We start from the raw sequence: 24,910 nt of genomic DNA, 5'->3' as shown, positions 1-24,910 counted from the left end.
CGAGCAGGTGGTTTTTGGTCGAGCAGGTAGTATTTTCCTACCTGCTCGGCCAAAAGCTACCTGCTCGCGTGTAGAGAAGGAGTCTTTACAGGGAGGTTGATTCCAAGTTTTGTCAGGATTGATTCTACATTGGTGTACATAGCTAGTTTGGTTTTCTCATACTCCAGATATTTCAAAGTAACTTCGCTAGGTGTAAGATTTTTTGTTTTTAGTTCATGATCTTGGGGATTTTTCTTGTTGATGTGCTAGATATTTTGATGATAGTTCTTCCTTGTAAATTATTTAGTAGTTTTACTTTGTGAACTTGTTTTATTTTTCTTGACTAGATTTTTATTTGAATTTTACTATTCAAGTCGTGAGAGATATTTTCAATATCTATTGTGAATTTTCTAGATGCTACTCTAATATAAGTATTCACAGAAAGGAGGTGTATCTCATGGATATGCTTATTCTGGGCATTCTTGCCCTCATAATATTCGTCTCCAGGCTCGATAAATAAACCTATCTGGAGACTTGTCTAAACTTTTTTATATAAGGAGGTGACACCATGAACGAACTAATAATAGGGATATTATCCCTAATAGTTTTTATACGCCAAATAAATAAATTCAACTAACCAGACAAGGGATATTTATGAGAAGGTGTTAAGCGTGGGCATGTCGTAATCTTACGACATGCCCACGATGACTTGCCCAGACGATTCTGTATATCACCAACCCTGCCCCTCATATAGCCCATTAATGGATGCATCACGTCGAACCTTGATAAAACTCTGCATTTCTATAGCTATAACTTTCGTTTGCAAACGAAAAATACTGTAAACTAGGGAGAAATCCCCAAGTATGTATGAGTTAGGAGGTAGCAGTCATGACTGCCCAGCATACTCGAACTTTTGCGGCTGAACCTCTGCAGGAACAGATTATTCCGTTATCAGAAGAGTTCATCCAAAGCCTCACGGTTCAGGGGACTCTGCCGAATGGGCAAAAGGTTCACAAGCCCCTGAACCCGTTGCCGACTTTGTTCGTGCACAATTTCAAGCTATTCTTGCTCACCACGATGTTTCCGTGCAGTTCAGCCCAGAAATTTTAACGACCAGCGAGGCAGCCGCAATTCTGGGACTGTCCCGCCCCACTCTTGCCAAGTGGGCTGATGAAGGACGGATACCTTCGCATAAAGCTGGCACTCACCGCAGGTTCAAACGCGAGGATGTTTTTGCTTTTCGCGAGCAACGACGTATCGAGAAGAAGCAAGCGCTGCATGATCTCCTTGACTTTCAGAGTGCGCATCCTGAGCTTGATGAGGGCTAGGTTCAATTCGCCATGTTGTATAAGCTACGCCTGTCTCTATCTTCAACACAGGACAAATAGATTTACATTCGTTGCTACCCAGCAGGTTAAACACATCCCATAACCTGCTCGCGTGTAGAGTAAATACCGGAAGACACTCCTCCCCACTACTGCAATGCATTGGAAAGGTACATGCGATATAACGACTACCAGCAACCTATCGGCGATGCCCTGCCCGACTACCGCGCGGGCGAGACTCCCAGCATTGATTGTTTACAGGGGCGCTACTGCCGCCTCGAAAAACTTGATGCAAAACGCCACGGCAACGACCTGTACGAGGTCTACGGTCCTGAAGCTCCCGAACAGAGTTTCACTTATTTGTCCTTGAACCCTGTTGCTGACCGGGCAGAGTTAGAGACCCTCCTCAAGCGCATGGAGGAATCCACCGACCCGTACTATCTGGCTGTGATAGATCAGGATGGGCGTGCGATTGGCACTTTAGCGCTCATGCGCATCAACCCCGCCCACCGTGTTATCGAGGTGGGTAGTGTAACGTATGGCGAACGTCTAAAACGCACTCGCGCCGCCACGGAGGTGCAGTATCTGCTGGCGCAATACGTGTTTGAGACGCTGCACTATCGCCGCTACGAGTGGAAATGCGATGCACTGAATGAGCCTTCACGCCGCGCAGCCGAGCGCCTAGGCTTCACCTATGAGGGAACGTTCCGCCAAGCCGTCGTGTATAAAGACCGCAACCGCGATACGGCGTGGTATTCAATGCTGGATACCGAATGGGAGCAGCGTAAACACCGGTTGCTGCAATGGCTGGATCCGAAGAATTTTGATGCGCACGGTCAGCAGCGCACCTCCTTGCGAGAGATCGCTTTATAGCCATTAGCCGAAAGGGTACTCTAAGGTATTGTCAGAGCCAAACGGCATGGATACCATGGTATTTTCTCAAGTCGAGCGGAAGGGAATACCATGAAAACCCTTGTGATTGTCACGCATCCTAATATCCATGATTCTATGGTCAGCAAAACCTGGGTTCACATGCTGCGCCAGCATCCGGATCGGTTTACCGTGCATGAGCTGTACAGCGAGTACCCCGACGGTGTGATTGATGTAGAGCGCGAGCAGGCTCTCGTGGAAGAGCACCAGAACATTGTGCTTCAGTTCCCGGTGTACTGGTTTAACTGCCCGCCGCTTCTGAAACAGTGGTGCGACGAGGTGCTGACGTACGGGTGGGCCTACGGCTCGAAAGGCAAGGCGTTCGAGAATAAGAAACTCGGCATTGCCGTCTCGCTGGGCGCTCCCGCCCCAGAGTACAGTGCGGAAGGTTCCGTTGGGTATACCGTCGCCGAAACCCTGCGCCCTTTCGAGCTGACGGCCAACTATATCAGCGCCGATTATCAGCCTCTCTTCGCGTTCCACACCATTGACACCTATGAGAGCTACGATGAAGCCGCTGCCCAGCAGGTGGCAGATAGCGCGGATGACTACCTGGCGCATCTGAACACCTACTACGCCTAGGCTATGGCCGCGTAGCCTCCGCGAGCAGGTGGTTTTTGGCCGAGCAGGTAGGAAAATACTACCTGCTCGGTCAAAAGCTGCCTGCTCGCGTGCTAGGAGAAGAGGAAACGGGTTAAGCTCACCGATAAGAACGGGACACTCAGGGCAGAACCGTAGGGGGCGCATCCGGGATGCCGCTCTATAATTAAGAGCACTAACGCTCACACCTTGTAAAAACGTTGAACCGCATCTAAGCAGGAGGAATCGAGCACGACCCGCACACACGCCCCCGGCACTTCTCGACGACGCAATCCCTTCTTGGAAACTGCCCCGGAGCCTATTCCCGCGCCCGTGAACTATGATGCGGGCGAGCGCGCGCCCCTCAAATTCCTGCCGTATATTGCCCCGATTCGGTGGCGCTGGGCTATCGGCATGCTGGTCGCTGTTGGCGCGGCGATTCTCGAAATTTCTATTCCGCAGATGCTTCAGTTCATTGTTGATGAGCTTGTGCAGAATACGACCGAGGCGGGCGTCTGGATTGGCGGCGGACTAGTACTTTTGATCGGTGTGGGGCAGGCATCCCTGGCTTACTGGCGCAGGTGGCTGATTGTGGATCCGACCTCCACGATGGAAATGCGGATGCGCATGAACTTCTTCGACAAGTTGCTGCGCGCGCCCCTGTCAATGATTGACCGCTGGTCATCCGGGCAGCTGCTCACCCGGTCAATGTCTGACCTGGGGACGATCCGCCGGTGGCTCTCCTTCGCGCTGGTGCAGCTGATCTCGGTGGCGGTCATGTTCCTGGTGGGCAGCTCATTCATGTTCGGTGCCTCGTGGCAGCTGGCGGCGGTGTTCGTGGTGACCGTACCCGTACTTTTGGTGTCCCTGGTGAGCTATGTGCGTAAATACAATGCGTACACTAAGGAGCTTCAGCAGCTCACCGGGGATGTATCAACCCGTATTGAGGAGTCGGTGCGCGGCATCCGCGTCATTAAAGCTTTAGGGCGTTCCCAGGAAGAAATTCAGAAGTACACCGCAGCCGTTGAGGAGCTGAACTCCCTGGATTACCGGCGGTCTATGCTGGTGGCGCTGGTGGCGTTTTATCAGCGGGTTATTGTTGGGGTGAGCACCCTCATCGCCCTGTGGGTGGGGGTTCCGCAGGTGGCCTCGGGGGAGGTTTCGTTAGGATCGCTCACCGCCTATTTTGCGGTGCTGACCGTGGTGCTGGGGCACGTTCTGCGTTCAACCACACTGATTTCTTCGTATTTAAACTACCGGGTAGCTATGGAAAGGCATGTTGAAGTAATGAGCGAAAACGGGCATGAAGAAGTGGTACTCACCAACGAGGCAGCCGAGCAGGCTCCTATCCCTTCCGGCGGTGTTTTATCGGTGACGTTCGATAACGTGCACTTTACCTACGACCCCGCACCAGAGCCCAGCCCCCAAGAACACAGTGCCGAAGAACACGCCACCGATGCGCCCGCACCGGGCGGGGTGCTTGAGGGGCTGAGTTTTAAGGCGTTCGCGGGCGAGGTGGTTGCGCTGGTGGGTGCCACCGGCAGCGGCAAGTCCACGGCGCTGACACTGGTTCCGCGTTTCTACTCCCCCACCAGCGGGCGCATCCTCTTGGGGCGTGAAGATATTGCCGACATGCCCCTGCCGGTGCTGCGCGCACAGACCGCTTTCGTGTTTGAGGAGGCGGTGCTGTTCTCGGGTACGGTGCGCCAGAACGTGCTGATGGGTGTGCGCGGTGAATACAGCGAAGAGGAGCTGGAGCAGACCCTAACGGGCGCTCTTGAACTTGCCGCCTGCGATTTCGTGGCGGATTTGCCTGAGGGCGTGGATACCGTCATCGGCGAGGAGGGGCTGAGCCTTTCGGGTGGTCAGCGGCAGCGCCTTTCGTTGGCGCGTGCGCTGGCGGCACGCCCGGCGGTGCTTCTGCTGGATGACCCGTTCTCGGCGCTGGATGTGGGTACGGAGGAGCGCATCATCACGAACCTGCGCGGCGGTGAGGGGAACTTGGGTGGGGCAACCACTCTGCTGACGGCTCACCGGCCCTCCACGGTGGCCTTAGCAGACCGGGTTCTGCTGCTTGAGGGCGGGAAAATCGTTGCCGACGGGACGCACACCGAGCTGATGAAACTCCCTGCATACCGTGCGTTAATGAGCGCCGAACCGGAGGCCCCCGCGTCTCTGGCGCATATTGCGGACATGCTCTTTGGGATTGCCGAGGGTGAGGTATCCGCCGCCGCTGAGAGCACGCAGAATCGTGAGGGCTCCCCCACCGGGGAGGGCGGAGGCACCCAATGAAGCTAACCGGGGCTAAAGCCCCGCACGAGCGCACGAACCTGACTCCTAAGGAGCAGAAGCAGGCGCGGAAACGCTCCTTCGCGCTGCTGCGGCAGATGCTCCGGCCGTACATGGGGGCGCTGGCGGCTTCGGTCGTCTCGGTGCTGGTGGCGGCTGTTGCGGCAGCAGCCCAGCCGGTGCTCATAGCACGGGTGCTCGACACGGCGATTGCCCCAATCACGCACGGCGACACCGGCCCGCTGCTGACACTTTTAGCGGTGTTTGCGGTGAGTGTGCTGGTAAATGCGGGCGCCACATGGGCGAACGTGGCGTACACGGTGCGCGTCTCCTTAGGGGTGCTGCTGCATTTACGCACCCGAGTGTTTAAACATTCGCAGGCGCTGAGCGTCTCCTTTCACGAGTCGTACACTTCGGGCAGGGTCATATCGCGTCTGACGAACGACGTTGAGACGATCGCCACGTTCTTGGGCAGCGGTTTAAGCCAGCTGGTGACTACCCTGCTGAACATGCTGTTCTCGGTAGTGGCCATTTTTGTGCTGGACTGGCGTATTGGGGTTCTTCTGCTGCTTACGGGCGTACCGATTTACCTGCTGACCCGCTGGTTTCAGCGCGGTATTTCGCGTATTTTCCGGTCTTTACGGAACGAGTCTGCGCAGCTGACCACCCGCTTCGTTGAGACGTTCACCGGTATTCGCGCGGTCAAGGGGTTCGGCGCGGAAGCGGCGGCGCGTGCAGAGTACGCCGCCGTGGCCGAACGGTACCGGGTTGCGGTCATGGACTCTATTAAGATGTTCGGCATCTACTCCCCCACTCTCATGCTTTTCGGGAATGTGTTTGTGGCGGCGGCGCTGGTGATTGGCGGGTATGCGGTGCTGGGCGGCACTATGCAGGTGGGCACCCTGCTGGCGCTCATTATTTATGCGAACCGGGTGTTTGAGCCGATTATGACGCTCTCCGAGTTCTATAACCTGTTCCAGTCGGCGTTCTCGGCGCTTGAGAAGATTTCCGGGTTCTTAGCGGAGAAGCCACAGATTCAAGACCCGCAGCATCCGGTAAGCCTGCCGCAGTCCCCCGCCGCGCTGGTAGATGCCGAGAGTTCAGCAGAGGCAACCCCGCTGGGTGAGATCGTTCTTGAGGATGCCGCATTCGGTTACACTGCGGGTCAGCACGCGCTCATGCCTACGTCGCTGAGGATTGCACCGGGGCAGACGGTGGCACTCGTGGGTGAAACCGGTGCCGGAAAGTCTACGATTGCCAAATTAATTGCCCGTTTCTATGACGTTGATACCGGCAGGGTGCTTCTCGACGGCGTAGATGTGCGTTCCCTGACCGACCGGGAGCTGCGCCGAAACGTCGTCATGCTCACCCAGGAAGTCTTTCTGTTCTCAGCCTCGATTGCCGAGAACATTCGTTTGGGGAACCCGCAGGCGACCGACGACCAGGTACACCGGGCGGCGCAGGCTGTCGGCGCGGATGAGTTTATTCAGACCCTCCCGCAGGGGTACGGCACGATGCTCGGGCGCGGCGGTGTGAACCTTTCAACCGGGCAGCGTCAGCTTGTGTCTTTTGCCCGCGTTTTCTTGGCGAATCCGCGGGTACTGATTTTGGATGAGGCCACCGCATCCCTCGATATTCCCAGCGAACGTGCGGTGCAGCGGGCGCTCAATGCCCTGTTGGCGGGGCGTACCGCCGTGGTGATTGCGCATCGTCTTTCGACCGTGCTGAGTGCGGACCGGGTGCTGGTTGTTTCTGCGGGGTCTATTGTTGAGGATGGTTCACCGCAGGAGCTGATTGCCGCCGGTGGCGAGTTTGCCGCAATGTACACCTCGTGGGAGGATGCGCGGCAGGATTCAGACTCCCCCAGCGCCTAACTCTTATGCGCACGTTTACCTATTGTGATACGTGCATGAGAGCCCTAAACGTCATAGTTCTTAGCTGTAACCGCCCAAGTAGACACGGCAAAATTTTTTGTGGATGATAAAGGTATCTTGCCGCTTCGTAGAGCGTGCAGATACTCATTCACTTAAACCCTTATAACCTCATGGAGGAAAATATGTCACGCAATGATGCGAGGAAGTTTCTGGCTCAGGGCACCGCTTCTGCACTCACTCTTGCTCTTGGCCTGACCTTTGCCGCTCAGCCTGCTTTTGCGGAAACTGCGAAGGCGGCGGACCCTGCGCCGAGCGCATCCGCAGCCCCCAGCGCACCGGCAGCTGCGACGAACCCCGGGCTCTCGGTAGATCCGACTCCCGCGGCGCCTGTAGTCGCACCGGCTCCGAGTGACGGCCCGTCTCCGGAGGCTCCCGCACCCGCGCCGAGCGAAAAGCCAGCGGCGGTGGTCTTCAAGGATGTTCCCCAGACCCATATGTTCTATCAGGAGATCACGTGGCTGGGAGAGACCGCTATTTCGACGGGTTGGCCCGATGGCACTTTCCGCCCGTCCCAGAATATTGAGCGCGCCGCAATTGCCGCATACTTCTACCGGATGGCTGGCTCACCCGATGTTGTTCTGCCCAAGCAGTCGCCGTTCACCGACGTTGCTCCGAGCGATCCTTTCTACAAGGAGATCGTGTGGATGCACCAGCAGCACATCACGACAGGCTGGTCGGATGGCACTTTCCGCCCGCACGATTCCGTTACTCGTGAGGCTCTGGCGGCGTTCTTCTACCGTGCCGCTAATATGAACGACGATGCGGCACCGGCTCAGGATCCCTTTACGGATGTGACCTCGGCGAACCCGTTCTACCGCGAAATCTCGTGGTTTAAGACCCAGAAGATCACAACCGGCTGGCCCGACGGCACCTTCCGCCCGCATGAACCCGTTACTCGTGAAGCGACTGCCGCGTTTGTGTTCCGCGCCGCCAAGATCTAGGCGAGTAACCTTGTACAGCCGCTGCGGGAAACGTTGAGCGTTTTTCTCCGGTGGTGCGTGTGCTTCCGCGTTTTTAGTGCATCAAGCAGAAGGCGGAAGCACACGCACAAGACACCGCGCCTACTCCCCTGGAAATGCAGGGTTTACAGGTTTTTGAGAGGGCTTATTCGTGTTGCTTTCCCCGGGCTCTTCGGCTATTATTGATGAGTTGCCTGCGGGTTGTCCGACAGGTTAACACCGGGATGTGGCGCAGCTTGGTAGCGCGCGTCGTTCGGGACGACGAGGTCGCAGGTTCAAATCCTGTCATCCCGACCAACCCTAAACCCCCTGAGAGTAATCTTCAGGGGGTTTGCTGTATGTGCCTTCTGCTCGGGTCATCCACTGAGCCGAGTCGAAAGTCTAAATATCCAATACACGCAGCAGTTCGCGCGGCGGAATCACACCGTCCTCAATGTAGGCGCGGAAGATAGGCGCCGCCTGCTCACCCGTGAAAACCTCTTCGGGGTGCACTTGAACGGGCATACGGTTACCAACCCATGTGATGGTTGTCCACGCATCGGGGTCGGTCACGGGTTTGCGGGCCACCGTGTACTGTTCGTACGAACCATCTTCGGCAGTCACCCTAATTTCCACCGTCATCGCATGCGTAGAACCGGCACACTGTATATAGTTGCCGTGCGCCACCGAATCCTGGGGAACGTCATCAACATGGTTCACGCCTTCAGGCAGAGCCCACACCACGAGGGCGAAGCACTTGTCACCCTCCAAAAAGTCGGGATCAGTGAGGCGCTGCTCGGTATCGTCGGCGAAAGACTGCGGAGTCTGGGGGACATCAAATCCGTTATATTCAGTCTTCCCCACCACCCTGTACGCAAAGTACGTCACGGACTTATTCCTCTCTCATGTGTTCTTGAGTAAGCACCAGAGTATCGAAGAGAAACCGTGCGTGCTAGCATATTCGTCACTTCGCCGGGCTAACCCCGCCCGCTCATGAGGGCGAGCGCCTATGCACAGCACGCAGTGGCCCCACTGAGAACCTCGTTCCGATGCTGAAGTATCTGCGGACAAGCATGCTCTGGGCGACGACGTCAAATGCAGCAGTTTGATCTGTCGTTGGTAGACCGCGTCTACTCGGCAGAGCAGGATTGAGCTGGAGAGTCTGGGGAGAACCCAGCATGTTGGCGACTTTAAAGTGATGAGTTGCATCAGCTGCCGAGAAGTCGGTGGGCGAGCACGCTCACCACCTCGTCAGGGTTGACAGTTTCATCCACGGGAACGGTGAGATGATCAAGAAGCAGTCCGTCGAGGGCGTAGTGGAAAAGCGTGATGTCCGCCGGCCGACCGGGTAGGCCCATCTTCTCGTTGAACTCGATATCGGCTTGAAGCCCTGCTCGCCGCCAGGTGGTGAGCACCTCCGCGACGCGCGGGCGGCGGGTGGCTTCGAGCCGCAGCTCGAAGAGCGCTATCGCAGCATCACGGTTGTCTGTCAGCCGGTGGACAATGTCACGCAAGTACTCGGTGAATAGCTCAACGCCGGGAGGTCGCTGGGCAAGGTCAGCGTGGATGTCGGGGTCCGGCTGCAGACGTTCACTGATACGGAGCAGGATCGCATCGATGATTTCATCGCGCGAGGCAAAGTAGTTCGAGGCGGTACCTCTGGGTGCTTTCGCCTCGGCGTCGATCGCCCGATGCGTCAGACCGCGTGAGCCTTGTTGAGCGAGTACTCGTACAGCAGCGTCGGCGAGCAGTGTGCGTCGTTCAGCATTACGGACCATGTGATCATGCTATCGCATGTACTACTGATATCGTGGTAAAGTCATGTTAACCACGACAAAAGTAGTGATTGGAGATATGATGCGTGAACTGATTTACTACGTCGCCGTGTCTATCGATGGCTACATCGCCGCACCGGACGGCAGTTACGACGCCTTCCCCGTTGAAGGGGATCACATGGCTGTCTACTTGAGTGACTTCGCCGATGCGCTCCCCGCCCATGTACTCGCGGCGCTCGATATGCATCCGCCAGGTAATCGCTTCGACACGGTCATTCAAGGGCGAGCAAGTTATGACATTGCGCGGGCGGCCGGTATTGAACGACCCTATGCACACCTGAGCGAGTTCGTCGCAACACGCTCGGAGACAGCCCCGCCAGCTGGCGTGACATTCACCGCTGACGCGCTTGCGACTGTGCGTGAGCTGAAGCAGCAAGAGGGGCTTGCGATCTATCTCTGCGGTGGTGGAAATCTTGCAGGAGAGCTGCTGCCCGAGATCGACCGCCTCATTCTCAAACGCAATCCCGTCGTCCTTGGTGATGGTGTCCGGCTGTTCGGCAATGCTGGTACCGTCATACAGAACTTTGATCTGGTGAGTTGTCGAAGCTTTGAATCCGGCGTCGTGATGGAGGAATACGCCCGCACTATCCGACAGTAGTCCGTTACGCGCCTATCCGTTGCTGGGTTCGGGAACTTTCCAGCCGTTCGCGAATCCGGAAGTGGTTCGGAGAGGGAGGAGGTAGAATCATTCTGCTTCTTGCGATACAGGTTGCCGGTGCAGCAGATCAGCCAGCGCAGTGAGACATCACAATCAGGAGTGGTGAGATCTGCTATTGGATCCATGAGCCAGCGTGAATAGCCCACATTCCATGTGTCATTGGTTGCCCAGAAGCAGGCGTCGTTGATGTTTCGCCTGCGGGGAAAACTCACAAGCCCTTTGTTACCGTGAACGTGAATCTCAGCCTCACGCAAGGATGTGATCAACCTGCTAAGATAATCCGTCATCTCCTATCAAAGTTTTCATGCATTTACAGCTTTGGCGGTTGTGGCTGAAGTCTTGGGAAAGCAGATTTCTATGAGGGTCGTCCTTGTGACTTAATCTCGCGGAATACCGAGTTCGGGAATATGAAGATTCATGTCCCCGGAATCGTGCTCCAATTCTGGTGTTCTGCCGGGGTAGCGCCAGGCCTGGTATGTGAACTTCCCCATGCCGACCTACTGAAGAAGCCCAAGAAGGCACGCCGAAGCCGAGCATTCTAGGGCTGTGAGGCGAAAACGCCTGACTCATGACGCTTAGTGTGCGGGGTGCGCGGTGTTTCTCGGACCGGGGGAGTTTTTCTTCCCCGGAGTCGGCATGTTGACGCCTCCTCGTCGTAGCCACAGGACACCGGTAACCAGCACCATTAGCATGATGAACAGCCCGATCGCGAAACTGGTTACCATCCCCCAGTCGGTGGCACGGTGCACGACGTCGGCAAGAAGGCTGCGCCCGGCACCGGGAGCACTAGCCGTCGTACGCAGTCCCTGTCCTGAGCGCACGCTGCTGACAAGCTCCTGCGCACCCACCGGCCACTGATCACGCACCACGTACTCGCTCGCGCCACCGAACCCCACGCCGGAGACAGCCACGCCGAGTACCACGCCGATCTGCCTCATCGCAGCGGACAGCCCAGAGGCCGCACCTGCGTCATCACCCTCGAAGGAGGCAACCGCCAGCTCGTTGACTACGGTCCCGGCAGCGCCAACCGCAATGCCTGCCAGGATCAGACCCGGCAGGAGCGCCACCCAGGTCGATGAGCCGTACAACAGTACCCATGACATCAGCGCCGCGCACCCGACGACAAGGATCCCCAGCAGCCTGGCCGACGGCGCCCAGCGCCTATTACCGCCACGAAACAGCCACGCCCCCGCGATGGCACAGAGACTGAACGGGAGGAAGCAGAGTCCGGCCTGCAGGGGTGACAACAGGTAGATATTCTGCGCATACAGCGACAGCCAGGGCATCTGCCCCACCAGACCAGCCTGGACGGCAAAGCCGGTCAGGATACTCACCACATAGAGCCGGTCAGTCAGCAGGCGTCCCGGAACCATAGGTGAGTCCGAGCGCCGCTCGACGGCCATGAACAAACCCATCGCGGCCAGTCCGACGGCAACGCCACCAAGTGTGCGCGCACTGGTCCACCCCCATGCCGACCCCTCCAGCAGGACGACCGTCACGCCCCCTGTGGCAAGGACTGCCAGCAGCGTTCCGGGCCAGTCCATGTCTGAACCTCTGCGATCCGCGCCGTGATCCTTCACATACCACGACGCCAGCCAGGACACCACCCCCACAGGGACGTTGATCCAAAAGATAGAACGCCACCCGGCGACTAGGACCAGACCGCCGCCTGCCAGTGGCCCCACTGCGATAGCCACCCCTGAGATGAGCCCGTAAATCCCGGTAGCTCGTGCCCGCTCGCGTCCGGCGGCGTAGCGATCAGAGATCATCGGCACACCGACGCCCAAGAAGATCGCCCCACCGACCGCCTGAAGAGCCCGGAAAACGTTGAGTACGACCATCGAAGAGGCCAACGCGCACACGGCCGACCCCACCGTGAACAGGACCAGCCCCCATCGGAACAATCGCAGCCGCCCCAGACTTCCGCTCAAAGTCGCCGCTGACATCAGCAACGCTCCCAACGGCAGCGTGTAAGCGTCCACTACCCACTGCAACTCACTCTGCGACCCACCAAGACTCTGCCCGATATCACTCAGTGCCACCGACACCACCGTGATATCCAGGACGTTCATGAAACTCACCGTGCAGACGAGCACAAGCGCTAGAACGCGGCTATCCCTTAGATCTGTAATTTCGCGACTACCGGACTCTACTGCAGTTCCCATATACCATCAACTCACTCGTCGTTCTCTCCAACGTCTAACCGACTGATTAGGTCCTCCAAACCTGTCCGGACAATCTTTCCAGAGACAGTCGTCGGCAAGCTGCCCGCCGGAACCACCCGCATATCAGCAACATACAAACCATATCTTTGCGCCACGCTACGCGCGATTCCGGATCGCAACATGCTGCCAACCTCATCATCACTGTCCCGAACAAGACCTGAAACACCCGTGCTATCGCCTATCTCAATCACCTCCTCCACGAAGCAATAGATAAGGTCCTCCGTATTTTGGAACACGACAAACCGCCGCCCACGCAGGATTGGCAAGTCCCTTCGCAAAGACTTCTCAATATCGTTCGGGAAATAGTTCTTCCCCCTCACAATCATCATATCTTTGATGCGCCCAGTCACATACAGCTGCCCCCCCCCCCCGCAGCCTCAGCCTTCTCGGCTTTCTTCCTAGCCCGACGCTCCCACTTCTCCGCCTCCTTGTGATAAGCAGTCGCCTTGACCGCCATCCACTCCGGAACCCACTGCGGATCCCGAGGAAACTGATCCAACTCAAACGCAGCATCCTTTTCACTGCGAAGACGAGGCCCTATGATTGGTTCGCGCATCCAGCCACACTCCTGATGCAGCACCCCGTCAGCAGCCTCCATCCACAAGTGCGACCACAACCACGCACCCCACTTCGACGCATCAAGCAGCCCCGTGCCATCGAGCAGATGCAGCGCGATGCCACCGACCGTACTGTCGAGGAACGTCACCGCCACCTCCAATCCTCGCGTGCCCTGACTCAAGACCGCGGCCCACGCTATGGCGGGTCGTCCCTGGACAGGTGACCGCAGCACCAGTGTGCTCGTAGATTCCGAACTCATAGGTGCATAGTCATATAGGTGTGTGGTAGACTATGTGACATGGAGTTGAAGCACGCGATCCTTGGGCTGCTGTCGATCCGTTCCGCAAGTGGTTACGACCTGGCACGTGCGTTCGCAAGTTCGGTAGCGCACTTCTGGCACGCCGACCGATCGCAGATCTATCGGACGCTGGATCGGCTGAGCGGGGCGGGGGCGATCACGACAGAGGTGGTGCGACAGGACGGCAAGCCCGACCGCAAGGTGCACTCCCTGACCGACGCCGGGCGCGCGGAGCTGACGGACTGGCTGTCGTCTCCGGTGGAGGAGGACCTTCCCAAGGAGCCGTTCCTCGCCCGGCTGTTCTTTGCCGCCCTGATCGGCCGGGAAGGGGTGGAGAGGATGCTTGATGAGCGGGAGCGTCAGATGAACGAGGCGTTGACCACGTTATCCTCGATCACGATCAGGTCCGATGACCTGATGGGGCTGTTGCAGACGGCGACCCTGCGCAATGGCTTGGTCCACGCCGAGGCCGAACGGGAGTGGCTGCGCGAGACGCGCCAGCTGCTCGGACTCACCGAGTCGACCGAGAACTCTAAGGAGTGACCGTGACTAGGAAGAGCCCTACCAGCACGTACTCGACCGAGCATAGCCCACGATCTGAGGAGCGAATGATGGATACCGCGACTCCGCCTCTGACTGTCGATGCCCGGCACCTGGTCAAGCGGTACAGGAGCAAGACGGCGGTCAACCCTGGACCGCGGAATCCGCGCGCATGTGCTCGCAATGCAGAGGCTCGGCGAGAGGAAACCGCATGACCGCCATCGCTCTTGTCGTCGCGCTCGCGCTGCTGGCGGCGCTCGCCATCATGCAGATCCTCGCCGCGTCGGGCCTCCCCTTAGGTCATTTCGGGTGGGGCGGCCAGCACCGCGTTCTGCCGCGCGGGCTCCGCGTCGCCAGTGTGGCGTCGGTGCTGGTGTACGCAGGGTTGGCGGCCCTGCTGCTCAGCCGTGCGGGCGTTCTCCCGGCCGGAGACAGTACAGCGGTGATCGTCTTGACCTGGGTGGTGTTCGCGTTCTTCGCCGCGAGCGTGGCACTCAACGCGATCTCGCGCAGCCCCGCCGAACGCTGGACGATGGCACCGACCAGCCTCCTGCTGGCAGCAGCAACGCTCGTCATCGCCCTGGGCGGAGGGTAACGATGTGCTCGTAGTGGCCTCGCTGTATGGGGGTCCATCCAGATGAATCGAGGCGTTCGACGTCTTGTGGGTCAAGGGCGCGTGTGGTCAGTCTGTGCGACCGAGGCTGAGGTCGTCGGGGTCTGGGCTGAAGATCTTCTCCTCGATCGGTGCATCGAACACTGCCGATAACCGCATGGCGGTCTTCAGTGTCGGCTCGTATCGACCGTTCTCTAGTGAGACGATCGTCTGCCGTGACACGTTGATACATTCGGCGAGGTCGGCTTGGCTCCAGCGACCCACCAAACTGATGACCACCATTACACTTAGTGCCGTATTGCTCTGCCAGATCCTTAGCATTTGGTTCACCCTTACCTCATTTTTTATCGTTGAGGCAGCGAGTGTCTTTCGGGCCTGTCCGCGCTGCGATGCGAGGACGAGATCTTCGGGACTGTAGCCACCGAGTCCAGGCCCTATCCCCGCCCGCTCATGAGGGCGAGCGCCATTTCGAGGGGGCCGCGCTGCTGAATTTTCTCCCACAGGGTGCACAGCATCATCGCCAGCACCCACCATACAAGCAGGAACCCGAACCAGAGCGCATAACTATAGACGCTCCCCTGCTGCGGGGCGCGATAACCTTCACCGGCGACCATCGTCACGAGCCGCCCGCCACCGTAGAATGCCAGCCCCAGCATCACAATGGATGCGCTCAGCGACATTCGACCCAGCCGCGCGAACGGTTCCAGCACGCCTTTTCCGGCGCTGAGCCGCGCAAGCTCTCCCCAGGTGCAGACGGTTCCCACCACTCCCACGATGGTGAGTACGATCGGCCACGTGAGCGGTCCCAGTTGGGCATGCGGATACACCCACAGGTAGATGCTCATAGCAAGAGAACCCAGCGCCACCGGTATGCCCAAGCGTGCGCCAAGTTTTTCGTACCCTCGCCACAGCACCATACCCAAGCCCATAAGCCAAATAAGTTTGAACCCATCCTGAAACATGGTTCCCGCGCTCTCATTCACGATTGCTGGGATTGAACGATGCAGCCAGTCGTCGGCAGTCCACCCGCCCACGCTCAGCCGCTCGTAAGTGAACGGCACGGCGGGGCTGGCGAGCACGGTCACGGCAAGCTGCACCCAAAACGGCATATATACCAGCCCGATGCTCAGCAGGGTCAGCACGGCTAGGGGCAGAAGCATATCGAAACGGATGGGGAAGTCTTTCCACCCAGAAAAAGCTTGATCCGCAAATGCGCTGTGTGGAAGTTGGGCGAGAATCCAGCCGAGCACGCAGAACGCCAGAAAACGCACGATGCTGCTCGCAAAAAACTGCGGAAAAGCCACCTTGCGGGAGTATAAATATGCAGCCGCGCCCAGAATCACGGCGAACAGGTTCAATGCCTGCGGAAGCACCTGTGAAAGCCAGCTCAGATGTTTGCCGGGCACCAGGTTAAGGCTTACGCTCACGGGAATAAGCATGAGCAGAAGCGCAAAAGCGCGAGCGCTGTCTAACCCGGTATCTCGCCGGGTGTTGGTTTCCGGTAGCATGCATCTCCTGCTCGCTCGTGCCTGTGGTGGTGCATTCTACGGTACCGTGTTCTGCGGGCGGTTTCTAGCGGCGCCTGATGCTGTGATGGTTCGTGTTGTAGTTATGCAGCATCATGTGATGTCAAAATGTTTTGCCCCAGCTCAGGGCGCAGATGTGCGGGGTGGGGTGCAAAATACCGGATTGTTGTGTGCGGGTTATCCGCTGGCTTCGGAACGTCATGTGATACCTTGGGCAGCTGGAGTAGATTTCCTCGCCCGCTGTACTTACGCCTAGTCTTTTTGAAAGAACACAGTCAGCCCCTCCTATGTGAATAACCCGAAGTATCTAAGGTATGCTTTCTTCACTATGAACGTTCTGGATGTTTCTCAGCTTGCCCAGCCCCTCGCCGCCGCACACACGCATATTCTTGCTTCCGGTCCGCACGAGGCGTCCGGGGTTGAGGGTACCGCGCAGTATGTCTCGATTTTCTGGGTGACCTTAGCGGCGCTGCTTTCGCCCATCATGTCGCGGCTAACGGGCAAGCGCATCCCCGATGTGGTGTTCCTGCTGATCTGCGGTGTGCTCATTGGCCCGAACGTGCTGGGGCTGGCATCCGGCAGCGACGGCGGCATTCCGCTGCTGAAAGAGCTGGGTTTAGGCATGCTCTTTCTGATTGCCGGGTTTGAGATTAACGTCGATTCGCTGCGTAACCGCCAGGGCAAAAGCGCGATCGTAACTTGGTTCGTCTGTTTTGCGCTGGGCGTGCTGGGGGCGGCGCTCATCACCGGTTTCACCAGGGGTTTTAACACCTATATTGCGGTGGGTATTGCACTAAGTTCCACGGCTCTGGGCACGCTGCTGCCCATGCTCAAATCCCATGGTGCGGCGGGTACTCGGGGGGGGAATGCGGTGCTGGTGCACGGTGCCGTTGGCGAGCTTTTCCCGATTTTTGCGATGTCGCTGCTGCTCTCCTCGTACTCGCCGGGTTTGGCGATTTTGATTCTGCTGGGGTTCATGGCGATTGCTGTGGTGACGGCGATTATTCCGCATCGTCTTCTACAGAAAGTGCCGGGCCTGCGCCAGATTATGGCGGTAGAAACTAACACAACCAGTCAGCTTGTGTTGCGTCTTGCTATGTTTCTGCTAGCTACCCTCATTATGTTTACGGCGCTTTTCGGGCTGGATGCGGTGCTCGGCGCCTTCGCTGCGGGTATTATTATGCGTTCGCTCACCCCGGTGGGCGCACTTCACATGATCACGGCACGGTTAGAGACGGTCGGGTTTACGTTCATGATTCCACTGTTTTTTGTGGTCAGCGGCATGGGGATTAACCCTTCTGTGGTGGCGTCTTCGCCTCTGCTGTTGGCGATGGTGGTTATTGGTATTCTGCTGGTGCGCGGGGTGCCTGTGTTTATCGCGGAGCGGTTCACGAACACGGGTTCGGGACTGCAGTCAATGAGCGAGAAGGTTGAGTTGGCTCTGTATTCGGCGGCAGGTCTGCCTATTATTGTGGCGGTCACGAGTATCGCCACGAGTTCGGGGCTGCTGGAGAGCTCTACCGCATCGCTTCTGGTGGCAGGTGGTGCCCTCACGGTTTTGCTGTTCCCACTGTGGGCTGCGGCCATTAAGCGGGCTTTTAGGTCGCAGACGGCTGAGGCTGAGTCCGGCGTTTCTAAGCGTGCCCAGATTGATGCGTTGAAGGCGCACCGCAACGCGACGGTGAAGCTCACGACCGGTATGATTCCGGCTGTGAAGCCGACGAAAGAAACGCACAGTCCTCTGCGGGGCAGCGACTCTTCGGGATCCTCCAAAACCCCGAAACCGCCGGAGAACTAGCTGGTTTCCCAGGCTGAGGAATCGTATTTAGGTGAGGGTTTTGAGGATAGCCCGCGCGTGTTTTGCCGCCTGCGAGGATCCCTTAAAACCGCCTAACCACGCGGTCATCTCGGAGCTTAGCTGCAGGAAATCATCCGCGCTACGCTTCGCGCCGTGAACACGCACATATTCCTGTGCATACACTCCCAGAAGCTTCCCCATCCCGTGCTGGGTGCGCTCACAATGCGGCAGCAGACCGCCTAAGAAACGCAGGGTAACGTGCGGGTCTATGGCCGCCATATCCTCAAAGGTATGCGCCCACCGGGTAAACATCAGCGCCGGGGCAGCCTGCGAGAACCCTGTAGTGGCGTCTTCGTAGGAGAGCCGACCGCCAAGGTTCTCCGCCAACAACTCGGCGGCTCCCGCACGGTCTATATGATGCTTTGAAGTAGCCAGCACAGCGAGCGCCTGCGCGGTAATGGAGTTCCACTGCCCCGGATGGTTCCTAAGGGTCTGGACCATATCATGCATGTAGTGGTGCCCGTCTTCTTCGTCGAGAAAGACCCATCGTTCCAACAGCCCTACCGCCACGGGCACTGTGGAAGAAGGGCAGAGGTGCGCCAGTTCTCCGCAGCTCGTTGCCGCATAGTGCAGGGTGAGCAGATGTTTTTCGTCCGGCGTGTGGTGTGGTTCTGCGGCAGGCAGGTGCACGGTGGGGCTCCACCACACGTTTTCGGGTTTGCCGTTGGGGCGTTTCGCCTCGCTTTCACGATAATCCCAACTCACTCGGATGCTCTCAAGAATATTGGGGACTTTACCCGTACTTTTTCCGGAACGCACGTAATCAGGATGCGGGGCATCGTGGTTCGTGTCCTCGGCGGTCTGCTCGGCCTCAACCGAGGCTTTCAATGCTGTATGATGCGCGGTTCCCTCTTCTGTACGTTTCAGGAGTTCGGCGTCCTCTAATTCCTGCCGTGCAACCGGGCTGAGGTTCTGCACATGCTGATACAGCGTTTCAGTCGCTTTGGCTTGATGCAGTAATTTTGCGGTTGCCACCTGCACCTGTGGATGCGCGTGGTTCAGCCCCGCAACAGATGCTTCGGCAACCGGCGCATCGCCGACTGTACCGCGCAGAGACGCCAAGAGTTTGAGGATCGCCAGCGCATTCGCCTTGCTCGTTAGCAGCGCGGGGGCGCATCCATGAACGAACCGGTCGGCCTCAAGAAGCCCCGCCCGATGCACCGCCGAAAGCTGTTTGACCGCTAGGGTGACGGTCGTGCCCACCGGCGACCCCAGCAGGTTCACGAGCGTATCCTGCCGTTGAGCGGATTCTGCGGCGGTGGGTTTGAGCGCGGCATACATGCGGGAGAACCACCCGGCACGGTAGGCGGCGAAGTCCCGCGCTAACGATGCCAGGCACGCATCCAGCAGATGTCCCCGGGGAATCAGCCCCTCGGCAGAAGCCTCAAGCAGTTCTCTCTGCCAGGTGTTTCTGAACGTATTTTTATCTACCGTCGTGAACGACCTTTCGGGGGTTCCCTCGACGGTGAATAGGTGCCACAGCAGCTCGTCACGAAATTGCTGGTCGTGGCGTAGCAGGCTCTGCCGAAGCGAAACGTTCAGGTTCATAAGCGCCAGAAAATAGTCGTCGTCATGGTTCAGCTGCAGCCCATCGTAGAGCTCAGCTAACCGAAAGAACCCCTGATCGCACCAGTGAGGTGCAGGGCTGGCCATTCGTTCGATTTCCTCGCGGAACCCGCCCGCGCGCAGGCTGCCATAATTCTCGGCTTTGTACAGGGCATATACCTGTTCGGGGCCTTTGTCCGCGAGAAGCTGGGGTAAGTCCTGGATGAATTTCTTATAGGAGGTGCGAAGATCCATATCATTGCTCATCTGCTGCTCCTGTAGACTTGACGCAAGGCATTGCTCGTTCGGCGTTTATGGTTCATTGTAGGGATTTTGCCGCGCGGATGCGTTCGCTGCGGTCACACCGTCCGAAGTTCGTGGTCTCCCTTCCCCAGACAGAAACCCGCACGATTATAGGGGGACGGAGCTACCTGCGAGATTCCGGGTTTTAGACGGTATATGACGTCCCGTGACGAGCATCTGTCAGATAGATATCCGTTATTTAGAAAAAATATATATACATGTTGCGTTGGGCATCCACCGACTTTTGAGGCACATCAGCTGCATATATCCCTTATATGGGGGCTATAACACATCATTTTCGCGTGTATGCCACACATCTCATCAATATTTATTCATAATTCACAGATATTTATTCATAATTTTCGAGATTTTTTAATTTTACAGTATTGATTTATTAAAAATTTATGTTTAGATTTGAAACGTATCACAAAAACGTGATATATCACTCACAAGGTCTAAAAATACCTCTGTATTTTGGCCTTATAGTCAAAGGATTAACCATGAAAAAGATCCTGCGCACCGTGCTTGCCTCGACGCTTGCTTTGGGCGCGATTGTTCCCTTAACGATCACTCCTGCTTCTGCCGTGCCTCATTGTCCTGCTGGGGCAACTTGCCTCTACGACGACATCTGGTTTGGTGGAAGACACCAGACTTACTACAACCATGAAGTTTCATGGATTGGTGATTACATGAATGATCGCACGAGTTCTTATGTACTGGGTGCTACGACAGATCGCGAACACCCCTACCACTTGTTCTACCAACATATAAATTATGGTGGAGCTAGTTTTTACGACCGCAAAGGAAAAGCACACTCAGACTTACGTGGAGTTTATTTTCCAGGCGGAGGTAACTGGAGTGACGAAATCTCTAGTCACCAACATGCAACGCGCTAATCAGATATAAATCTGTACCGGGTGGTTGAACTTAGGTTCAACCACCCACACCAATCACTTCTTACCCTCATAGAAAGAATCCAAAGCTATGAAAAGGCTTCTCTCCGCCATTACCTGCCTTGCTCTCCTGTGTTCAGCATGTTCAAGCGGACCCCACACAGGTGAGCCTCAGGGTGATCCTAGTGCCGGAAAAGATTTAAATTATTCAAAATTCTCAGACGTCAAAGCAACTTTTGATAATGAACATATGCAAATAAATTTTCCACTTGACAAATATATGATGTCTACCCCTGAGAGTCTTATAACACTCAGTGCAAATATTTACAATAATAATGACTGTTCAGTAGCGCGAGGAGTTCCAAGCGGCAGCACCGGAGATGGTGTTGAAATTAAACCACATTTTCAGTACGGAATTTGGAATAAAGACTACGTCTCCAAATACGGATACTCTATCAACCATGATGTAACAAAAATTCGTATAGTTACATTACTTCCCCAAAAAGAATATTCGGAAGCCCAGATGGAAGTATATAGCGAATGCCAAAATACAGTCCGTCAGCTGGGCGATTTCCCCGCCCGAATGCCCGAAGCCAACACTATCGTTGCTCAGGCTGATCTTGAAGCAGACTCCGCATGGATGCGCGATGAAGACGTCAAAAAATGGCACGGAGAATGGGAACAATGCCTCAAAGATAAAGGTATTTCTATTCCCAAAGACTACTACTGGGCACCAGAAGTTCCCGGCGATAAAGAAAAAGAAATTGAAGTCGCTCTCGCCGATCTAGACTGCAAAGACAGCACCGGATATTTCATGAAAACTATGAACCGCCGGGCACAATATCAGGCCGCAGCCATCGAAAAGTACAAGCCGCAGCTTGATGAATACCGCAAAAACCTTGACGCCCAAATCGAAGAGGCTAAAAAAGTATTAGCCGATCACGGAGAGCCGCTGCCCTCATGGTAAAAAATACGTCACATGTTTCTTTGGAGCGCATTCCCCGCTCGCGCATCCTCATTATTTTTATCTGCGCTAACCTGCTTTTTCTGGTTCTAGGTTTAATCGTGGGTAAAAATATGAGTACCGCACAGTCAGAGGCCCTTGCCAGCTCTCAAGAAAAACTCACCGTCACCACCAAAATCGAGAAACGTCAGGTAGGGCAGGCAACGGTACTTCAAGGGAAAGTGCAGCTGGGTAAAGCTGAGCCCTACTCCCCTGCTGTAGGGGCTGAACGTGCCGTGGTTACTCGCGTTGCGGTAGAACCCGGGCGCACTATTCACCCCGGTGACCTTGTGGCAACAATCTCTGATGTGCCCATTATTGCCATGCCCGATTCCATTCCTTTCTACCGCACCATCAAGAAAGACGATTCGGGGTCTGATGTGCTGGCACTCCAACAGACCCTCACCAATTGGGGGTATGCCCCCGGTACAGACGGCACCTGGTCGGAACAAAGTATGAAGGCCTATCAGTCCTTCCTCTACAACTTAGGGGTTGCCAACGGCGATGTCGAAAGCATCGACTGGAAAACCTTTATGCTGGTGCCCTCTGCGGGGCGCACCGTCGAAACTATCGCAGCACAGGGTACGGTACTGGGGGAGAATCCGCTGTTGACTACACGGAACGGCTCTCCCACGATCGTGGCACGTGCAACCATTGATGTCACCCGTGATCTGCACGTGGGCAGCACCGCCGAAGCAAAATCCGCCGGTGGGGCCTCAGGAACGGCAACCGTCACCGCAATATCAGAGTTTAACGCCACCGGCGATATACCAGGTAAAGACGTGACCTTCACCGTGCCGGAAGGGTTCCAAGCGCCCGATGGTGCATCCGCAACTCTTGAGGTGAAAAGCAGCGGCGACCCCACACTAGCCGTACCTATTACAGCCCTGCGTGAGAAAAACGGTGAAGAGTATCTGCGCCTACACAGTGGAGAAGAAGTCACCGTGACCGTAGTACGCCAGGCTGAAGGCTGGGCGGCCATTAAAAGCGACCAGGAGCTGCGGGAAGGAACCGACGTTGAAATCCCAACCCCGTAGCGCCGACTTGCCCTACGAAACCGAACACGAAGAATCCATCAACAACGGGCATGAGCCTATTCTTGAGCTCGTAGGCATATCCAAAACCTACACCAGGGCCGATACTCCCGTTCTGCAGAACCTAGACCTGCGAGTGTACCCGGGCGATATGCTCGCAATTATCGGCCCTTCCGGATCCGGTAAATCTACGCTCTTGAATGTGCTCGGCCTCTTAGATACCCCCACGCACGGCAGCTATTTTCTTCGTGGACGTGACATTACCCATGCACCGACCCGAGACCTGGACATTCTGCGCAGCCGACATCTCGGGTTCGTTTTTCAAGACGCACATCTGCTGCCCCACGAAAGCGTGATACGCAATGTTGCACTTCCCCTTCGGGTACAGGGAGTGGGTCTTCACGAACAACTACGCATTAGTGAAGAGACGCTCACCCAGTTGGGGCTGGAACACCGGCTCATGTATTCCGGAGGTGCGCTTTCCGGCGGTGAACGCCAACGGGTTGCTATAGCCCGTGCCCTGAGCACGCACCCGGATATTCTTCTTGCTGATGAGCCCACCGGAAACCTGGACCGTGTAACTACCGAGCGAGTCATGCAAGATTTCAAAAGGCTCAATGCGGCGGGTACTACCATTGTTTTGATTACCCACGATGAAGATGTTGCCCGTCAGGCAAGCCGGTGTCTGCGCATGGTAGACGGCCATCTAGAAGAGGTGCACTTCGAGGACGCAGAATCAAGTACCGCCCCACAGCATAATATGTCTGAACGGCAGCAGAAAAAGCAGCCCCTGGAACGCAGCGGTGTTCGCGCCTGGTTCTCCTCCGTCTGGGATGCGGCGGCCGCCATGACAACACGGCTAGGACGCTCAGCTTTGCTCTGCACCGCCTATGCGCTCGCGGTCACCGGGCTGGTGGCATCCTCGGGGCTCTTGAACAGCACCGCTCATCAGGTCAGTGAACGCCTGGAAGCGGCGGCTCTCGACGAGGTTCGACTTTCACCCGTCTCCCCAGATTTTTCCTCCGAAGAAGCCGGGGAGGTTTCCCAAAAACTCACGGCGATTAACGGGGTTACCGCCGTCGGATACCGCACGAGCATCGCCGGTGATGTCTCAAAGTTCCCGCTTGACGTACCGGTTCCCATCAATAAAATAAGCGTGCTCACCTACGCTATCGACACGGGGTACCTGGATGCGGCAGAGGCGGTCACCAAACCAGGCAACGCCCGCGCCCTTTTTACCCGCGCACATACGAATCAAGACCGGCCTTCGGCTCTCGTAGGAAAGCACGCAGCAGAACAGCTTGGGATTTCCGGTTCTGGTTCCGGCTCCATCGTGACACTCAAAGGGCGGGAGTATAGTGTGGTCGGCATCATTGAGGACGCTCCCCGAGATGCTCTCCTGCTTAATGCTGTGGTGCTTGATATGAAGAGCGCATCGTCATACCCGCAAAACGAGCACCTTTTTCTCATGCGCACTAAACCAGGCTACCCCGCGCCTGTTTCTGAGGTAGCGCCCTTAAGCGTGGATGCGGCGCATCCGGAAAATTACAAGGTTCAGACGGTCACAGACTTGAGGTCTTTGCATCGCGGGGTCTCGAACGATATTGCGACCCTCTCGCTTGTATCCTCCTGGGGTATTCTTCTGCTAGCGGCACTGAGCGCGGGCACAACTTTGTACTTAAGCGTGCAAACCAGGCGCGGCGAGATCGCGTTACGGCGTGCGGTGGGAGCGTCGAAAGCGGCGGTACGGCGCATGTTTCTGCTTGAAGGGCTTTTTATTGGGCTTGCGGGCGGTATTTTGGGGATTACGCTAGGCACGCTCCTGACCTTACTGATATGCCAACTCAATGGCTGGAAACCTATTCTGGAGGCGACTCCCCTATTCCTGGGGCTCGGCGCAGGTGGGATCTCCGGACTGGTATCTGCCATGGTTCCGGCTATTGTAGCCTCTCGCGCGCAGCCCGCCGATGCAATCCGCACGGTCTAGAGTCAGGATTCTACCCCCAGATATTATGTCGGCGAGCAGATAACAATCCGCTATCTGCTC

The 24,910-nt window shown here is 56.7% G+C and carries 23 protein-coding genes and 1 tRNA gene; 17 read left to right on the top strand and 7 right to left on the bottom strand.

The features are described 5' to 3' along the window. The first annotated feature begins 867 nt into the window (after window positions 1-867). The 8 genes from HMPREF2625_RS10920 to HMPREF2625_RS04205 all read left to right on the top strand — a co-directional run bounded on the left by HMPREF2625_RS10920 (window position 868) and on the right by HMPREF2625_RS04205 (window position 8,292). Complete coding sequence (locus HMPREF2625_RS10920) at window positions 868-1,089, top strand: hypothetical protein (protein WP_070522124.1); 222 nt, start codon at window positions 868-870, stop codon at window positions 1,087-1,089. Further along, window positions 1,065-1,307: a helix-turn-helix domain-containing protein gene (locus HMPREF2625_RS10915; RefSeq protein ID WP_070522122.1), complete on the top strand. Its 243-nt coding sequence runs from the start codon at window positions 1,065-1,067 to the stop codon at window positions 1,305-1,307. The genes HMPREF2625_RS10920 and HMPREF2625_RS10915 overlap by 25 nt, the downstream gene beginning before the upstream one ends. Window positions 1,308-1,478: 171 nt before the next feature. Beyond that, the gene (locus HMPREF2625_RS04230) at window positions 1,479-2,177 is read left to right on the top strand and encodes a GNAT family N-acetyltransferase (protein WP_070522119.1); all 699 of its coding nucleotides are present in this window, start codon (window positions 1,479-1,481) and stop codon (window positions 2,175-2,177) included. 90 nt (window positions 2,178-2,267) lie between these two features. Beyond that, complete coding sequence (locus HMPREF2625_RS04225; RefSeq protein WP_048777884.1) at window positions 2,268-2,816, top strand: NAD(P)H-dependent oxidoreductase; 549 nt, start codon at window positions 2,268-2,270, stop codon at window positions 2,814-2,816. Window positions 2,817-3,113: 297 nt separating this feature from the next. Continuing rightward, window positions 3,114-5,105, top strand: a complete 1,992-nt coding sequence (locus HMPREF2625_RS04220) for an ABC transporter ATP-binding protein (protein ID WP_371440645.1) — start codon at window positions 3,114-3,116, stop codon at window positions 5,103-5,105. Then, window positions 5,102-6,976: an ABC transporter ATP-binding protein gene (locus HMPREF2625_RS04215; RefSeq protein ID WP_070522117.1), complete on the top strand. Its 1,875-nt coding sequence runs from the start codon at window positions 5,102-5,104 to the stop codon at window positions 6,974-6,976. Before HMPREF2625_RS04220 ends, HMPREF2625_RS04215 begins: the two co-directional genes overlap by 4 nt. A 182-nt stretch (window positions 6,977-7,158) precedes the next feature. After that, window positions 7,159-7,977 (top strand): S-layer homology domain-containing protein, encoded by an 819-nt coding sequence (locus HMPREF2625_RS04210; RefSeq protein ID WP_246826655.1) that lies wholly within the window; start codon window positions 7,159-7,161, stop codon window positions 7,975-7,977. Window positions 7,978-8,215: 238 nt separating this feature from the next. Next, window positions 8,216-8,292 (top strand) — tRNA-Pro (locus HMPREF2625_RS04205). A gap of 84 nt (window positions 8,293-8,376) precedes the next feature. Here the strand turns inward: HMPREF2625_RS04205 and HMPREF2625_RS04200 are convergent. Further along, the gene (locus HMPREF2625_RS04200) at window positions 8,377-8,862 is read right to left on the bottom strand and encodes an NTP pyrophosphohydrolase (RefSeq protein ID WP_070522114.1); all 486 of its coding nucleotides are present in this window, start codon (window positions 8,860-8,862) and stop codon (window positions 8,377-8,379) included. Between the two features lie 320 nt (window positions 8,863-9,182). Beyond that, window positions 9,183-9,752, bottom strand: a complete 570-nt coding sequence (locus tag HMPREF2625_RS04195; protein ID WP_070522111.1) for a TetR/AcrR family transcriptional regulator — start codon at window positions 9,750-9,752, stop codon at window positions 9,183-9,185. Window positions 9,753-9,828: 76 nt separating this feature from the next. Here HMPREF2625_RS04195 and HMPREF2625_RS04190 point away from each other — a divergent pair, with 76 nt between their 5' ends. Beyond that, window positions 9,829-10,407, top strand: coding sequence for a dihydrofolate reductase family protein (locus tag HMPREF2625_RS04190; RefSeq protein ID WP_246826653.1), 579 nt, complete (start codon window positions 9,829-9,831; stop codon window positions 10,405-10,407). A gap of 635 nt (window positions 10,408-11,042) precedes the next feature. On the opposite strand, the gene HMPREF2625_RS04185 is transcribed toward HMPREF2625_RS04190, so the two are convergent. Both HMPREF2625_RS04185 and HMPREF2625_RS04175 read right to left on the bottom strand, forming a co-directional pair. Then, window positions 11,043-12,539, bottom strand: coding sequence for an MFS transporter (locus HMPREF2625_RS04185; RefSeq protein WP_210394368.1), 1,497 nt, complete (start codon window positions 12,537-12,539; stop codon window positions 11,043-11,045). Window positions 12,540-13,038: 499 nt separating this feature from the next. Continuing rightward, the gene (locus HMPREF2625_RS04175) at window positions 13,039-13,404 is read right to left on the bottom strand and encodes a hypothetical protein (protein WP_246826651.1); all 366 of its coding nucleotides are present in this window, start codon (window positions 13,402-13,404) and stop codon (window positions 13,039-13,041) included. 144 nt (window positions 13,405-13,548) lie between these two features. Between HMPREF2625_RS04175 and HMPREF2625_RS04170 the strand changes: the two genes are divergently transcribed. The 3 genes from HMPREF2625_RS04170 to HMPREF2625_RS04165 are packed head-to-tail and all read left to right on the top strand — an operon-like array spanning window position 13,549 to window position 14,683. Beyond that, on the top strand, window positions 13,549-14,091 hold the full coding sequence (locus HMPREF2625_RS04170) for a PadR family transcriptional regulator (protein WP_070522102.1): 543 nt from the start codon (window positions 13,549-13,551) through the stop codon (window positions 14,089-14,091). Between the two features lie 2 nt (window positions 14,092-14,093). Next, window positions 14,094-14,303: a hypothetical protein gene (locus HMPREF2625_RS10870; RefSeq protein ID WP_141745412.1), complete on the top strand. Its 210-nt coding sequence runs from the start codon at window positions 14,094-14,096 to the stop codon at window positions 14,301-14,303. Continuing rightward, window positions 14,300-14,683, top strand: coding sequence for a hypothetical protein (locus HMPREF2625_RS04165; protein ID WP_070522099.1), 384 nt, complete (start codon window positions 14,300-14,302; stop codon window positions 14,681-14,683). The genes HMPREF2625_RS10870 and HMPREF2625_RS04165 overlap by 4 nt, the downstream gene beginning before the upstream one ends. 87 nt (window positions 14,684-14,770) lie before the next feature. Here the strand turns inward: HMPREF2625_RS04165 and HMPREF2625_RS04160 are convergent, their stop codons facing one another. Together HMPREF2625_RS04160 and HMPREF2625_RS04155 are read right to left on the bottom strand one after the other, a co-directional pair. Next, a complete protein-coding gene (locus HMPREF2625_RS04160) occupies window positions 14,771-14,983 on the bottom strand; it encodes a helix-turn-helix transcriptional regulator (protein WP_070522637.1) in 213 nt (70 codons plus the stop codon). A gap of 152 nt (window positions 14,984-15,135) precedes the next feature. Beyond that, a complete protein-coding gene (locus HMPREF2625_RS04155) occupies window positions 15,136-16,209 on the bottom strand; it encodes a DUF418 domain-containing protein (RefSeq protein WP_070522096.1) in 1,074 nt (357 codons plus the stop codon). Between the two features lie 346 nt (window positions 16,210-16,555). Between HMPREF2625_RS04155 and HMPREF2625_RS04150 the strand changes: the two genes are divergently transcribed. Continuing rightward, window positions 16,556-18,025: a cation:proton antiporter gene (locus HMPREF2625_RS04150; protein ID WP_070522093.1), complete on the top strand. Its 1,470-nt coding sequence runs from the start codon at window positions 16,556-16,558 to the stop codon at window positions 18,023-18,025. Between the two features lie 27 nt (window positions 18,026-18,052). On the opposite strand, the gene HMPREF2625_RS04145 is transcribed toward HMPREF2625_RS04150, so the two are convergent. Next, window positions 18,053-19,897, bottom strand: coding sequence for a DUF6493 family protein (locus HMPREF2625_RS04145; protein ID WP_070522090.1), 1,845 nt, complete (start codon window positions 19,895-19,897; stop codon window positions 18,053-18,055). A 536-nt stretch (window positions 19,898-20,433) separates the two neighbouring features. On the opposite strand from HMPREF2625_RS04145, the gene HMPREF2625_RS10715 reads away from it, so the two are divergent. The 4 genes from HMPREF2625_RS10715 to HMPREF2625_RS04130 all read left to right on the top strand — a co-directional run bounded on the left by HMPREF2625_RS10715 (window position 20,434) and on the right by HMPREF2625_RS04130 (window position 24,850). Beyond that, the gene (locus tag HMPREF2625_RS10715; RefSeq protein WP_168162328.1) at window positions 20,434-20,829 is read left to right on the top strand and encodes a peptidase inhibitor family I36 protein; all 396 of its coding nucleotides are present in this window, start codon (window positions 20,434-20,436) and stop codon (window positions 20,827-20,829) included. A gap of 88 nt (window positions 20,830-20,917) precedes the next feature. Next, entirely contained in the window at window positions 20,918-21,793 is an 876-nt protein-coding gene (locus HMPREF2625_RS04140; RefSeq protein ID WP_070522087.1) for a hypothetical protein, read from the top strand. Next, on the top strand, window positions 21,787-22,866 hold the full coding sequence (locus HMPREF2625_RS04135; protein ID WP_070522084.1) for an efflux RND transporter periplasmic adaptor subunit: 1,080 nt from the start codon (window positions 21,787-21,789) through the stop codon (window positions 22,864-22,866). The genes HMPREF2625_RS04140 and HMPREF2625_RS04135 overlap by 7 nt, the downstream gene beginning before the upstream one ends. Beyond that, the gene (locus tag HMPREF2625_RS04130; protein ID WP_070522081.1) at window positions 22,847-24,850 is read left to right on the top strand and encodes an ABC transporter ATP-binding protein/permease; all 2,004 of its coding nucleotides are present in this window, start codon (window positions 22,847-22,849) and stop codon (window positions 24,848-24,850) included. The genes HMPREF2625_RS04135 and HMPREF2625_RS04130 overlap by 20 nt, the downstream gene beginning before the upstream one ends. Window positions 24,851-24,910 lie beyond the last annotated feature (60 nt).

Source organism: Rothia sp. HMSC064D08 (assembly GCF_001809525.1).
Classification (GTDB): Bacteria; Actinomycetota; Actinomycetes; order Actinomycetales; family Micrococcaceae; genus Rothia; species Rothia dentocariosa.
This window is presented reverse-complemented; position numbering and strand designations above follow the sequence as displayed.

What these genes read in the sequence shown, in the direction of transcription:
- HMPREF2625_RS10920 (WP_070522124.1), top strand. Translation starts at nt 868, where the DNA reads ATGACTGCCCAGCATACTCGAACTTTTGCGGCTGAACCTCTGCAGGAA.
- HMPREF2625_RS04230 (WP_070522119.1), top strand. Translation starts at nt 1,479, where the DNA reads ATGCGATATAACGACTACCAGCAACCTATCGGCGATGCCCTGCCCGAC.
- HMPREF2625_RS04225 (WP_048777884.1), top strand. Translation starts at nt 2,268, where the DNA reads ATGAAAACCCTTGTGATTGTCACGCATCCTAATATCCATGATTCTATG.
- HMPREF2625_RS04215 (WP_070522117.1), top strand. Translation starts at nt 5,102, where the DNA reads ATGAAGCTAACCGGGGCTAAAGCCCCGCACGAGCGCACGAACCTGACT.
- HMPREF2625_RS04210 (WP_246826655.1), top strand. Translation starts at nt 7,159, where the DNA reads ATGTCACGCAATGATGCGAGGAAGTTTCTGGCTCAGGGCACCGCTTCT.
- HMPREF2625_RS04195 (WP_070522111.1), bottom strand. Translation starts at nt 9,752, where the DNA reads ATGGTCCGTAATGCTGAACGACGCACACTGCTCGCCGACGCTGCTGTA.
- HMPREF2625_RS04190 (WP_246826653.1), top strand. Translation starts at nt 9,829, where the DNA reads ATGATGCGTGAACTGATTTACTACGTCGCCGTGTCTATCGATGGCTAC.
- HMPREF2625_RS04185 (WP_210394368.1), bottom strand. Translation starts at nt 12,539, where the DNA reads ATGAACGTCCTGGATATCACGGTGGTGTCGGTGGCACTGAGTGATATC.
- HMPREF2625_RS04170 (WP_070522102.1), top strand. Translation starts at nt 13,549, where the DNA reads ATGGAGTTGAAGCACGCGATCCTTGGGCTGCTGTCGATCCGTTCCGCA.
- HMPREF2625_RS04165 (WP_070522099.1), top strand. Translation starts at nt 14,300, where the DNA reads ATGACCGCCATCGCTCTTGTCGTCGCGCTCGCGCTGCTGGCGGCGCTC.
- HMPREF2625_RS04160 (WP_070522637.1), bottom strand. Translation starts at nt 14,983, where the DNA reads ATGGTGGTCATCAGTTTGGTGGGTCGCTGGAGCCAAGCCGACCTCGCC.
- HMPREF2625_RS04155 (WP_070522096.1), bottom strand. Translation starts at nt 16,209, where the DNA reads ATGCTACCGGAAACCAACACCCGGCGAGATACCGGGTTAGACAGCGCT.
- HMPREF2625_RS04150 (WP_070522093.1), top strand. Translation starts at nt 16,556, where the DNA reads ATGAACGTTCTGGATGTTTCTCAGCTTGCCCAGCCCCTCGCCGCCGCA.
- HMPREF2625_RS04145 (WP_070522090.1), bottom strand. Translation starts at nt 19,897, where the DNA reads ATGAGCAATGATATGGATCTTCGCACCTCCTATAAGAAATTCATCCAG.
- HMPREF2625_RS10715 (WP_168162328.1), top strand. Translation starts at nt 20,434, where the DNA reads ATGAAAAAGATCCTGCGCACCGTGCTTGCCTCGACGCTTGCTTTGGGC.
- HMPREF2625_RS04140 (WP_070522087.1), top strand. Translation starts at nt 20,918, where the DNA reads ATGAAAAGGCTTCTCTCCGCCATTACCTGCCTTGCTCTCCTGTGTTCA.
- HMPREF2625_RS04135 (WP_070522084.1), top strand. Translation starts at nt 21,787, where the DNA reads ATGGTAAAAAATACGTCACATGTTTCTTTGGAGCGCATTCCCCGCTCG.